The sequence below is a fragment of the Mesorhizobium sp. P2_F8 genome (assembly GCF_056403655.1).
Genome location: NZ_JBFUFB010000007.1, coordinates 371,662 through 383,905, shown reverse-complemented (window position 1 = coordinate 383,905; position 12,244 = coordinate 371,662). Strand labels below are relative to the sequence as shown.

General features: G+C 62.3%; 9 protein-coding genes. 7 read left to right on the top strand and 2 right to left on the bottom strand.

Features of this window, described 5'->3' with window-relative positions:
- Positions 1–80 precede the first annotated feature (80 nt).
- Positions 81–899: an alpha/beta fold hydrolase gene (locus AC1DZP_RS19720; protein WP_477304718.1), complete on the bottom strand. Its 819-nt coding sequence runs from the start codon at positions 897–899 to the stop codon at positions 81–83.
- A 95-nt stretch (positions 900–994) separates the two neighbouring features.
- Here AC1DZP_RS19720 and AC1DZP_RS19715 point away from each other — a divergent pair, with 95 nt between their 5' ends.
- Positions 995–2,539, top strand: coding sequence for a bifunctional AfsR/SARP family transcriptional regulator/alpha/beta hydrolase (locus AC1DZP_RS19715; RefSeq protein WP_477304716.1), 1,545 nt, complete (start codon positions 995–997; stop codon positions 2,537–2,539).
- A 105-nt stretch (positions 2,540–2,644) separates the two neighbouring features.
- On the opposite strand, the gene AC1DZP_RS19710 is transcribed toward AC1DZP_RS19715, so the two are convergent.
- Positions 2,645–5,500: an ATP-binding protein gene (locus AC1DZP_RS19710; protein ID WP_457152422.1), complete on the bottom strand. Its 2,856-nt coding sequence runs from the start codon at positions 5,498–5,500 to the stop codon at positions 2,645–2,647.
- Positions 5,501–5,724: 224 nt separating this feature from the next.
- Here AC1DZP_RS19710 and AC1DZP_RS19705 point away from each other — a divergent pair, with 224 nt between their 5' ends.
- The 6 genes from AC1DZP_RS19705 to AC1DZP_RS19680 all read left to right on the top strand — a co-directional run bounded on the left by AC1DZP_RS19705 (position 5,725) and on the right by AC1DZP_RS19680 (position 12,231).
- Positions 5,725–7,086: an epoxide hydrolase family protein gene (locus AC1DZP_RS19705; protein ID WP_457152423.1), complete on the top strand. Its 1,362-nt coding sequence runs from the start codon at positions 5,725–5,727 to the stop codon at positions 7,084–7,086.
- A gap of 88 nt (positions 7,087–7,174) precedes the next feature.
- Positions 7,175–8,491, top strand: a complete 1,317-nt coding sequence (locus AC1DZP_RS19700; RefSeq protein WP_477304713.1) for an epoxide hydrolase family protein — start codon at positions 7,175–7,177, stop codon at positions 8,489–8,491.
- A gap of 54 nt (positions 8,492–8,545) precedes the next feature.
- A complete protein-coding gene (locus tag AC1DZP_RS19695; RefSeq protein ID WP_477304711.1) occupies positions 8,546–9,193 on the top strand; it encodes a VOC family protein in 648 nt (215 codons plus the stop codon).
- A 121-nt stretch (positions 9,194–9,314) separates the two neighbouring features.
- On the top strand, positions 9,315–9,974 hold the full coding sequence (locus AC1DZP_RS19690; RefSeq protein ID WP_477304709.1) for a VOC family protein: 660 nt from the start codon (positions 9,315–9,317) through the stop codon (positions 9,972–9,974).
- A 72-nt stretch (positions 9,975–10,046) separates the two neighbouring features.
- On the top strand, positions 10,047–11,165 hold the full coding sequence (locus AC1DZP_RS19685; protein WP_477304707.1) for a redoxin domain-containing protein: 1,119 nt from the start codon (positions 10,047–10,049) through the stop codon (positions 11,163–11,165).
- Between the two features lie 43 nt (positions 11,166–11,208).
- Positions 11,209–12,231, top strand: coding sequence for an alpha/beta fold hydrolase (locus AC1DZP_RS19680; RefSeq protein WP_477304841.1), 1,023 nt, complete (start codon positions 11,209–11,211; stop codon positions 12,229–12,231).
- Positions 12,232–12,244: the final 13 nt, after the last annotated feature.

The following is a 12,244-nucleotide window of genomic DNA, read 5'->3' as shown; positions in this document are numbered from 1 at the left end:
GTGTTGGCCGAACAGCCGGCGTGGACGACGTAGGGAGCAATGCAGCGTGCATACCAGGAGAGACAGGTTTGGCACATGACTTAGCCTCCTTGCCTTGTGCTCTGAGCACCGACACGGTCCAGAAAAGCGTCGACCACCGGCGCCACGGTGTCGACATCGAGGAAGGCGGTGACATGGTTCTTGCCCGCGAGCGGCAGAAACTCGCCGCCCGCCAGTTCCGCGAAATTCCGGACGGGCTCGCAACGGGGATCAAGCGTGCCGCTGATTGCCAACACCGGTATCCCCAGCCCCGCGAAGGCCGCCGAGAAATCGAGCCTGTCCCTGGCAAGGCTTGCTCGAACAGCGGTGAGATCGTTGGCCCGGATCCGACGGCTTGCGGCCTGCGAAAGGTCGGGGGCCAGTTGCCTCAAGAAGGCGAGCCAGGTCTCGAAGTCATTCTTGAGCGCCGCTCGGAGGGCGGTGAGATCCTCCGCGAACGGATGCGCGCCATTGACGATCAGCGCGCTGACGCGGTCCGGGTGGTAGAGAGCCACGGCCAGCGCGACCACGCCGCCCATTGAATGTCCCATCAGTGCAGCATGCTGGACACCGGCACGGTCGAGCACGGCAACGACATCTGCTGCCCGCCTGAGCCCGGAATAGGCAATCGGGTTGTGAGGCTTTCCGCTCCGGCCATGGCCGCGGCAATCGATGAGGATCAGCCGGCGCCCGCGCCGCAGCAGCTGGTCGACGTAACCCGCCTCGTGCCAGGACTCGCTGTTTTCGGTCACGCCATGCAGCAGTACGAGCGGCTCGCCGCGACCGAGGTCCTGGTAGGCGATAGAGATGCCGTCCTTGGCAACAGCCTCGGACGTGCGATGATGGGTGAGAGTATTGACCGGTGACACTTCTCGCTCCAAGGGAGTCTCCTGATTGGGCTCAATCGGCCCGACCTCCTGGGGTGGATAGAAGGCCGGCGTCCCCTCAACGTCCCCGCGCGGCCGCATACGGATCGATGGAGCGATTGGAGTTCCGACTTCTGGGTTTTCCTGAGTTCCGTCTGAACGGGCGGCGGGTGGAACTTGCCTTGCGCAAGGCGGCAGCGCTTCTCGTCTACCTCGCCGAGGCCGCCGGGCCTGTGGCGCGTGAGGTCGCAGCCACGCTTCTGTGGCCCGAAACCGACGAGGAAGCCGCACGCGCACGCCTTCGGCGCACGCTGTATAAAATCCGCATCGCGTTCGGCAGCGAGGTTATCGCTACCAGCGGAACATCCCTAAGCCTGCACCCGGCGCTGTCCGTTGAGGTCGACTCCAAGGTCTTCGAGCATGCCTGCAATGTCGGTCCTCTCGACGAGGCAGTCGACATGCTCAAGGGCGACTATCTCGCCGGCTTCTCCGTCCCTGATTGTCCGGAATTCGAGGAATGGGTCTTCTTCAGGCGCGAGGCCCTGCGCAGCCGGCTCGTGCAGGCGCTGGAGCGGCTCATCGAAGCGAAGATCGCCGCCGGTGAGCCTCGCAGCGCGGTCGTTCATGCGACGAGCCTGACGGGACTGGACCCTTTGAGTGAAAGTGCGCACCGTCACCTGATCCGTGCCCACCTGGCGGCCGGGGACAGGGCGGCAGCCGAGCGCCAAAGGGACACCTGTGTTCGGTTGCTGCGGGAAGAACTCGGCATTGCGCCGGACCCAGCCACGCTTGCCCTGCTGCGTGAGCCATCTCACGATGCCGCCCCGGACGTGCCCAGAACGCGCTATGTCGAGGTGGACGGCATCCATATCGCCTACCAGATCGTTGGCAGCGGTCCGATGGATATCGTGCTTGTTCCGGGCTTCATTTCACACGTCGAGCGTATATGGGAAGACAGAAGCTGCCGCGCCTGGATCACCGCGGTTTCGCATCTCGGCCGCCTGATCCTTTTCGACCGGCGAGGCATGGGACTTTCCGACCGTGTCGGTGCCCGCCCGACCGTCGAAGCGACGGCGCAGGACATTCTGGCGGTCATGAACGCAGCCAGCTGCCGTAGGGCCTTGCTCATCGGCGCGTCAGAAGGTGGGCCGGGTTGTGTCCGTTTTGCCGTAAACCACCCCGATCGCCTGATCGGTCTTGTTCTGTGGGGTTCCCTTGCGAAAGGCAGCCGTGCACCCGACTATCCTTTTGCCCTGACCGTCGCGCAATACGATCTGTGGAAGCAACGACTGCTCGCCAGTTGGGGCGGCCCGGCGGAAATCGAAACTTTCGCCCCCAGCCTGGCCGCAGACCGCCAGGCGCAGACCTGGTGGGCTGGGTTGCTCAGGGCAGCCTCCAGTCCCGGCGCGGTCGCGGGCCTACTGGAAGCGCTGCGTGATACCGATGTCCGTCATCTCCTTGCAAAGGTTTCGGCAAGGACGATGGTTCTGCACCGCTCCGGCGACCGCGCCGTTCGCATCGAAGCCGGGCGCTTCCTCGCGGCCAACATCCCAGGCGCGAAGTTCATTGAGGTTGCCGGCAACGATCACTGGTTCTGGGTCGGCGACCAGCAGCCGCTGCTTAACAGCATCGGCGCGTTTGCACGACGTAGCTGATCGCTCAGGCGGGCCGGTGAAGGCCATCACGAATTCGATTTTCTAAGCCACCGTCGAAATGCGCCGACAGCGGACGACACCAATGGGGCTGTGGCATTGAAGGTTCTACCTGAGCGTCGCCAGCAGGTGTTCGGCAGCCTTGACATCCGCCGTATTCAGGCCCTCCACAAAATGCGCCGCAACCGGTTGCAAGAGCTCGCGAGCGCTATTGATCTCCCCGCGCCCGGCCATCAGCGTCGTCATGTCGATTGCGGTTCGCAACTCCCATGCCCGCGCGCGCTGACTGCGGCTCAACTCCAGTGCCTGCATGAGGTAGGCGGCAGCTTCGTCGCGGTTGCGTTGCGACTGGAGAAGGAGGCTTCCCTTCATCCGCAGCAGCTCCGGGAGGTACAATTGGTCGCCGTTCTTTTCGACGAGGCCAAGCGACTCGTCGATCAGCGCAGTTGCTTCATCGACCTGACCGATTGCGGACAATCCCCTGACCAGCGAGAGGTTGAGCGGAGTCGTGAGCAATTCGTAAGGTGCCGCGTGCAGCTTCTGAAGAGACGTCTGCAGGCCCTCGACACCGCCTTCTGCATCGCCTTGACGGATCGCTACTTCGCTTTTGAATCCCCGACCGACCAGCAGGTAAGGAGTCATGGAATGGGATTCCGCGCGGGCGATGAGCATGTCGATGTAAGCCTCGGCGCTCTTCAGGTCGCCCGTCCACAGGAAAACCGATATCGCCCAGATCAACGCGATCGCCAGCGTTAGAGAATGATCCATGGCGGCAGCCTCTTCGACGGCCTGCCGAGCATGCGCCATAGCTTGATCGGGATGGCCTTGCAGCCAAAGGTTCCTCGCCAGAATTGCCCTGGCCAGGATTTTGCCTTCGAAGCCCAGATAGATCGTCGTGGTCCGCTGAGAGCGCGGCCCACGGTCGAGCGCCGCCTCCAGCTCTGCGCGCGCCGCCGCGAGGTCGCCTCGCAAGTGAAGCGAGATACCCAGGATCGAGTGTGCAAGCGCAATCGCGACCGAATCCTCCAGACCGGCGGCTGTGGCTGAACAACGTCTTGCAATTTCGAGGGCGGTTACGAAATTGCCCGTCCGCAGATGGAACATGTTGAGCGGACCCAACAGACGCACCTGGTCCAGCGGATCGCCGCGCTCCTCGGCGATCGCTAGGCTTCTCTGCAGGGCTACGCGCGCCCTGTCGCGTCCTCCCCGCATGAACATGAAGGATACGCCGAGAGCGGCCTGAAGATGCATCTCGTCAAGTCCGCCAAGGGCGGCACCATCGGAAGCCAATATTGCTCTTTCAGACCAGCGATGACACTCCGGCAACAAGGACATCGCCAGGAAAACCGGCGCGGCAGCGATGGCGAGTCCCGTGCCGATGTCGGCGTTTCCGTGTTTGCCGAAGCACCATTCCAGGGCAGCTCGGACATTGTTGATGGCGGCGAAGTGAGGAGCCCGTTCCTCACCGGTCCCCAGTTTTGGCCATCCGATCCCTGTCTGCTCCAGCCATCTCCGATAGTAGGCGGCGTGGCGCACTGCCAGATCGGCAGCCTCGGCATCATCGATCCGGATATCGAGAACGTAGGCGCGCGTGGTATCGAGGAGTCGGTAGCGCATCATCGCTCCGGCCGGACGCGTCGCCACAATCGATTTGGCGACGAGACTGTCCATGGCGCCCAGGACGGTCGATCGATCGAGGGTCGCGCTCGTCACCACCTCCAGTGCGGCATCGAGCGTGAAATGACCGACGAACACGGCGAGCCTGCGTAACACCACGCGCTCAAGGTCGGTCAGGAGCCCAAAGCTCCAGTCCAGCGTCGCCTGCAGGGTTTGCTGACGCGGCGGCGCGGTCCGCGAACCGAGCCACAGCAGTGTCAGGCGTTGATCAAGAAGTGCGGCGGTCTGTTGCAGCCCATAGGATTCGACGCGCCTGGCCGCCAGTTCGATGGAGAGCGCCACTCCGTCGAGCTTTCGACAGATGCTTGCGATGAGCAGGGCCTCCGCATCGTTGATGTCCAAACGAGCGCCGCCTGCCACCGCTCGTTCGACGAACAGTTGGGTGGCCGGGAAGGTCTGGACAATGGCCGCCGTGAGGCCAGGTTCGTCGGGCGGATAGGCAAGCGCATCCAACCGATAGATATGCTCGCCTTCGACCCGAAGCACCTCGCGGCTCGTCGCCAGGATGTGGACCTGTGACGCCGCATCGACAATGCTTGCTGCCAAAGGCGCCACCGCATCCAAGAGATGCTCACAGGTATCGAGGATCAAGAGAATCCGCTTGTTGCGCAAGTAAGCGATCAGGTTGGGCGTGGCATCTTCTGTTTGAACGGATAGCCCAAGCATCGAGGCGACGGCTGTCGTCACCAGACCGGAATCACCGATCATTCCCAGATCGACGAACAGAACTGCCCCATAAAATGCGTCGATCAGATGATGTCCGACTGCGATCGCGACGGTGGTTTTGCCGACACCGCCGGCGCCAACGATGGTGACGAACCGCGAAGCATTCAGCTGCGCCGACAGCTTGAGAACGTCCTGATCCCGCCCGACCATTCTGCTCAAGCGGTTTGGAAGATTCGCATGCGGAAACCCGGCGGCGACAAACGGGGCTTCATCGTGTGGGCTGCTTAATCGCGAGACCGGTGCAACGAAGCAATAGCCGCGCCCCGGAAGGGTCGCGATGTAACGCGCGCCATCCTTTCCATCGCCCAGCGCCTTGCGCAGTCCGGTCATGTGGAACCGCAGGCTGCCTTCCTCGACAACCACATCGGGCCAAACGCGCGCCATCAGATCCTTCTTGCTGACGACTTCATTCGGCGCGGAAGTCAGCACGATGAGAATTTCAAGGGCGCGCGAGCCCAACTCTACGGGAGCGCCTTCTCTTGTCAGGAGCCTTTCACCCGCAGCCAAATAGAAAGGGCCAAACGACAATCTGTCTTTGGCCTGACTTGGCGTTATCGTCATGGCGTCTCTTCTTTTGGGAGCCGCCTGCACCCGGCACCTTACTTTAGGTCAAGGAGCGCTCCCGCACCATAGGGAGTCTCCACTGTCTGGCGCCTCCTATCTGCTCAAAAAAGCGGCAGGCGGGCAGCGACTAACAAGAGCTCACGACGCATAACGGGCTAATCCCATCTCCTGGGGGTACGTCAAGCAGCGCAAATCGCATCCATCAACCCCAGGAGAGTCACATGGACACGACCAGAACCTCCGAAACAATCGACCAGGATCGCCGGCGACTTTTGGGCACTGCCGCGGTCGGCATCGCCGCCGCAGGCGCCGCGAGCCTGCTCCCGTCACAAAAGGCCTCCGCATCAACCGGCGATGGCATCCGCCCCTTCACCGTTAGCTTCCCGCAGGAAGAGCTCACCGAGCTTCGCCGGCGCATCGTCGCTACGCGCTGGCCCGAGCGCGAGCTCGTATCCGACGAGGCCTCCCGGCGGATCTGGTCGACCCCGGCGACGGTAGGGCCAACGCAGGGCGTGCAACTCGCCACCATGCAGAAGCTCATGAAGTACTGGGGAACGGAATATGATTGGAGTAAATGCGAGGCGCGGTTGAAGGCGCTGCCGAATTTCGTCACCGAGATCGACGGCCTCGACATCCACTTTATCCACGTGAAATCAAAGCATCAGGGCGCCCTGCCTGTCATCATCACGCATGGCTGGCCCGGTTCGGTCATCGAACTCCTGAAGATCATCGATCCGTTCACCAATCCCACCGCGCACGGCGGTGCCGAGGCCGACGCGTTCGACGTGGTGATCCCGTCGATGCCTGGCTACGGCTTTTCCGGCAAGCCCAGCGAAACCGGTTGGGATCCAGGGCGCATCGCCCGGGCGTGGATCGTGCTGATGAAGCGCCTCGGCTACGACCGGTACGTCGCGCAGGGTGGCGATTGGGGAGCACTTATCACCGAACAGATGGCACTGATCGCACCTCCCGAACTGGCCGCCATCCACACGAACATGCCGGGGACCATTCCGCCCGAGATCGTGAAGGCGCTTGCCTCTGGCAGCCCGCCCCCTGCCGATCTCGGCCCCGACGAGAAGCGCGCCTACGAGCAGGTCGCGTTTTTCTACAAGAACGGCCTGGGCTACGCCAACGAAATGGCGCTTCGTCCGCAAACGCTCTACGGGATCGTCGATTCACCGGCCGGCCTGGCGGCGTGGATCCTCGATCACGATGCGGACAGCTGTGCGCTGATCGCCCGCTCCTTCGACGGAGAGCCGGAGGGCCTTACCCGCGACGACATCCTCGACAACATCACGTTCTACTGGCTGACCAACACGGCGATCTCCTCGGCACGTCTCTATTGGGAACACTCGCAAACGGCGAAGGCCGGCTTCTTCGACGCCAAGGGCATCACAATTCCTGTCGGCGCCACTGCAAACCCCAGCGAAATCTACACGGCGCCGAAGAGCTGGACTGAACGCGCGTTCCCGAAGCTTCTGCATTATGGCCGCACAGACAAGGGCTGCCATTTCGCGGCCTGGGAACAGCCGAAGATCTTCACCGATGAGGTGCGCGCAACATTCAAGACGTTGCAGACCTGACGTGTTGGCGGGGGGATGGCGCACCGGACGTGTGTCATCTTCCGCCCTGCGGTAGCTGCGTAGCGAACTTCCTAAGGGAGCGACTGCAATGAACCCCCACATCAAGACGCTTGCCGCCGCTGTGGCTTGCACCGTGCTCGCTACCGCTGCGCTGGTGTTCGGGCTTTGCACCCTCTCCGCGTCCGCCTTCGCAAACCCGGTCGAGGATCGCTCGATCCGGCCCTTCAAAATCCAGGTGCCGCAAGCGGCGCTCGACGATCTTCGCAGGCGTATTGCAGAAACACGGTGGCCCGACCGGGAGACCGTAGATGACCAGTCGCAGGGCATTCAGCTCGCGAAGATCAGGCCGCTCGTCGAGTATTGGGGCACGGCCTACGACTGGCGGACAGCGGAAGCGAAACTGAATTCCCTGCCTCAGTTCATGACCACGATCGACGGCGTGGACATTTACTTTGTCCACGTTCGCTCGAAACATCCCCATGCCCTGCCGCTGATCATGACGCATGGCTGGCCTGGCTCGGTCCTGGAACTGTTGAAAACCATCGGCCCGCTCACCGATCCCACCGCGCATGGCGGCAGTCCTGAGGACGCGTTCGACCTCGTACTGCCGTCGTTGCCGGGTTTCGGCTTCTCCGGCAAGCCAACCGAGACCGGCTGGGGTACAGACCGCATTGCGCGAGCCTGGGCAGAGCTGATGAAGCGCTTAGGCTATACAGAATACGTCGCCCAAGGCGGCGACTGGGGCTCCCCGGTTTCGAATGCGATGGGCCGCCTGGCCCCTGCAGGACTTCTTGGCATCCATGTCAACCTGCCGGCTGTCGTACCACCTGAGATAGCTGCTGTGCTCGCCACCGGCGGACCAGTGCCGGCAGGCCTGACGGGTAAGGAGCGCACGGCATTCGACGCGCTCAGCATGGCCGCCAAGATGGGAAATAGATCCTACGCCACGATGATGGGCACCCGACCGCAGACGATCGGCTACGCCATCAATAACTCCCCTGCGGGGCTCGCAGCGTGGATGCTCGGGCATCCGGGCTTTTCAGGCTGGACCTACGACAACAGCGACCCTGAAAAGTCGCCGGACGAGGTGCTGGACGACATAACTCTGTACTGGTTGACGAACACCGCCACCTCGTCCGGGCGAATTTACTGGGAGTACGGCGGCGGGCGCAGTCCCGTTTTTGCCGACCCTGAAAAGACCAACGAAGTCTCGCTGCCGGTCGCCATCACGGTCTTTCCGGGAGAAGGCTATCAGGCCCCCGAGACGTGGGCCCGGCGCGCCTACCCCAACCTGATCTACTTCCATGAGGTCGACAAGGGCGGCCACTTCGCCGCGTGGGAGCAGCCGGAGCTCTTCTCCGCCGAGTTGCGCGCTGCCTTCAGGTCGCTGCGGCAAAGAAACTGAACCGACCGGAGGCACAAAGAAGCATTCCCATCAAACTCAACTGAGGAGGCAGACATGACGATTGCCACTACCCGCAGCAACACCGCAGTCGATATGAAACTCGAGGTCGTAGTCATTCCAGTTTCCGATGTCGACCGCGCCAAGCTGTTCTATGCAGGCTTGGGTTGGCGGCTGGACGCCGACCTCATCGGCGATGAATTTCATATCATCCAGTTTACGCCTCCTGGCTCCCAGTGTTCGGTTGTCTTCGGCTCAGGCGTTGCACCGGGTCCTTATGCTCGTATCGAGCTCGACATCCTCGAAACCGCTGGTGAACTCGTCGTGTCGGACATCGAGGCAGCACGCGCCGAACTCGCCGATCGCGGGGTCGACGTAAGCGAAGTGTATCACTATGCCGGTGACAAAGGGCGCGTCAGCGGGCCCGATCCGGAAAGACGCAGCTACGCCTCGTGGGCTTCCTTCAGCGACCCGGCCGGAAACAACTGGTTCTTGCAGGAGGTCACTGCGCGAGCACCAGGCCGCGTCGACGCTGGAGGCGCCACATTTGTCTCGTCGGCCGAACTCGCAGCCGCGCTTCGGCGTGCATCTGTGGCTCATGGCGAGCACGAGCAGCGGACGGGCGGCCAGCGTGATGAGAACTGGCCGGACTGGTACGCCGAGTACTTGGTGGCGGAGCACGCCGGCCAACCGCTTCCGCAATGAGCACTTCGATTGAACGGACGGCGTCGCCGGCGCCTACCTGGCTAGAACTCGCGGCATTCGGGTTCTGTCCCGAGCCGCACGCGAGACGAGCTTCTCACGCAACTTAACGCAGGAGGTAGATATGGACATCACTAGCACCGTCAGCAGTATCGCAGTTGAGACACAACGGCCGCGCGCCCTCGACATGAAGCTCGAAGTTGTTGTCATTCCCGTCTCGAATGTAGAGCGCGCCAAGCAATTCTACGAACGGCTGGGGTGGAGGCTCGACGCTGACTTTGTCGTTGGAGACACGTTCCGCGGGATACAGTTCACACCTCCCGGCTCGCCGGCCTCGATACACTTCGGCACCGGGATCACGACTGTCGCGCCCGGCTCTGCAAGCGGACTTTATCTTATCGTTTCGGACATTGAATCGGCTCGCGCCGAGCTCATCGGCCGCGGCGTCGAGGTCAGCGATGCGTTTCATCGCGAAGGCCCCGGCAAGCCAACGGTGAAAGGCCGCGATCCCCAGCGACGCAGCTACTCCTCGTTCGCTACTTTCAAAGATCCGGACGGCAACGAATGGTTGCTTCAGGAGATCACCACGCGGTTTCCCGGTCGCATCGACTCCAGCACCACGACCTACGCTTCCGAGGCGGATCTTGCTTCCGCGCTGCGACGCGCGTCGGAGGCCCACGGCGAGCACGAGAAGCGCAACGGCGGTCGGCGCGATGAGAACTGGCCGGACTGGTACGCGAAATACATGGTGGCTGAGCAGGCTGGCAACACGCTTCCGCTGTGAAGGGTTGGGCGCGCGGTGCGCATTCGAACCGTTCGCGCGACGACATCGATATCGAACCAAAAGGCGTCGTTGATGAAAGCAACCAAGCTGCTGCTCGCCGCGGCGCTCGCAACGGCAATCGGGGCTCCGATTGCCGGTTTTCTAGGAGGCACGAACGTGGCGCAGTCCATAATCTCCACACCAATGCGGGTTCCGTTTCTTCACGAACTCTCTACCTACCGGCTTGAGGAAAAATCGGAGCTTGCTTCGCTTGAAGCGGCGCACGAGTGGATAAATTCACCGCCGCTGACGGCGTCGGCCTTGCATGGCAAGGTCGTCCTCATCGATTTCTGGACCTACACCTGCATCAACTGGCTGCGCACGCTTCCCTACGTGCAGGCCTGGGACGAGAAATACCGGAAGCATGGTTTGGTGGTGATCGGAATCCACGCGCCGGAGTTCGCATTCGAAAAAGACCTGAACAACGTGCACCGGGCGGCGAAAGACCTGCGGATCGATTATCCGATCGCCGTCGACAACGAGCATCTCATATGGCGGGCCTTCAGGAACCAGTATTGGCCGGCACTCTATTTCATCGATTCGCAGGGACGTGTCCGGTATCGTCATTTTGGCGAGGGGTCATACCAACAATCGGAAATGGTCATCCAGGAATTGCTGGCCGAGGCTGGCGCTGGCGGATTCGATAGTAAGCCTGTGTCGGTGGACGGCCGCGGCATCGAAGCGGCGGCCGATTGGGAGAGCCTCAAGTCTCCGGAGAACTATTCCGGATATGAACGCACCCAGAATTTTGCATCCAGCGGCGAGCTGGTCTTGGACGAGCCGCATGCCTACGAATTGCCGGCGCGGTTACGCCTGAATGAGTGGGGGCTGTCTGGCGATTGGACGGTAAGGAAAGAAAACGCCGTACTGAACAAGCCCGACGGCCGCATCGTCTACCGTTTCCACGCACGCGACCTTCATCTGGTCATGGGTCCGGCATCGCCGGGAACGTCCGTGAGATTTCGCGTGCTGATCGACGGACAGCCACCAGGCACGGCTTACGGCGTCGACGTCAATGAAAAGGGCGAAGGTGCAGTGACAGAGCAGCGCCTGTACCAGCTGATCCGACAATCGAAACCCATCGTCGATCGCCAGTTCGAGATCGAGTTTCTCGACTCGGGCGTGGAGGTCTTTGCCTTCACGTTTGGCTGATCGTCCGGACAACAACAGAGGTTTACAAATGCATTCGTTCAATATCCCGGATGAGATCGACCACGAACGCCGACGGTTCTTTGGCGCCACCGCGATGGCTCTCGCCGCCACTCAGTTCGGCTTGATGGGCCCGGCACAAGCGCAAGAGGCGGCGGGAGAGCCCGTGGCGGCGTCCTTCGGACCCTTGAAGCAGATCGATGCCGGCCTGTTGAGCGTCGGCTATGCCGAGCTTGGACCCGCCGACGGCCCACCCGTCATCCTGCTGCATGGCTGGCCGTATGACATCCACACCTATGCCAATGTCGCGCCTCGTCTGGCGGCGAAAGGCCACCGCGTGATCGTGCCGTACCTGCGCGGATACGGGCCGACCCGTTTCCTGTCGCACGATACGATTCGCAACGGCCAGCAGTCGGCGATCGCCGCCGACATTGTCGCCCTGATGGACGCACTGGGGATAGAAAAGGCGACGATCGGCGGCTGCGACTGGGGCGCCCGCACCGCGAACATCATTGCCGCGCTATGGCCTCAACGCTGCAAGGCTTTGGTCTCCGTGAGCGGCTATCTCATCGGCAACCAGCAAGCCGGCAAGCTGCCGCTGCCACCCAAGGTCGAGTTGCAATGGTGGTATCAATATTACCTCGCCACCGATCGCGGCCGCGCTGGCTACGAGAAATACACACGAGATTTCGCCAAGCTGATCTGGCAACTCGCGTCCCCCCAGTGGAACTTCGACGATGCCACATTCGAGCGCAGCGCCGCGGCCTTCGACAATCCCGATCACGTGGCCATTGTGGTCAACAACTATCGCTGGCGGCTCGGACTGGCCGCCGGCGAGCAGCGATATGACGCGTTTGAGGAGCGACTCGCGCAGGCACCGGTCATCGGCGTGCCGACGGTCACGCTCGAGGGCGACGCCAATGGGGCGCCGCATCCGGACGCCAGCGCGTACGCCAAGATGTTCTCAGGGAGATACGCGCATCGGGTTGTCACCGGAGGTATCGGGCACAACCTGCCCCAGGAAGCGCCGCAGGCCTTCGCTGATGCCGTTGTCGAGGTCAACGCCTGATTGAGTTCGCGGT

Bases quoted from the DNA above. Each gene is read 5' to 3' on its own strand.
- AC1DZP_RS19715 (WP_477304716.1), top strand. From the start codon at position 995: ATGGAGCGATTGGAGTTCCGACTTCTGGGTTTTCCTGAGTTCCGTCTG.
- AC1DZP_RS19710 (WP_457152422.1), bottom strand. From the start codon at position 5,500: ATGACGATAACGCCAAGTCAGGCCAAAGACAGATTGTCGTTTGGCCCT.
- AC1DZP_RS19705 (WP_457152423.1), top strand. From the start codon at position 5,725: ATGGACACGACCAGAACCTCCGAAACAATCGACCAGGATCGCCGGCGA.
- AC1DZP_RS19700 (WP_477304713.1), top strand. From the start codon at position 7,175: ATGAACCCCCACATCAAGACGCTTGCCGCCGCTGTGGCTTGCACCGTG.
- AC1DZP_RS19695 (WP_477304711.1), top strand. From the start codon at position 8,546: ATGACGATTGCCACTACCCGCAGCAACACCGCAGTCGATATGAAACTC.
- AC1DZP_RS19690 (WP_477304709.1), top strand. From the start codon at position 9,315: ATGGACATCACTAGCACCGTCAGCAGTATCGCAGTTGAGACACAACGG.
- AC1DZP_RS19685 (WP_477304707.1), top strand. From the start codon at position 10,047: ATGAAAGCAACCAAGCTGCTGCTCGCCGCGGCGCTCGCAACGGCAATC.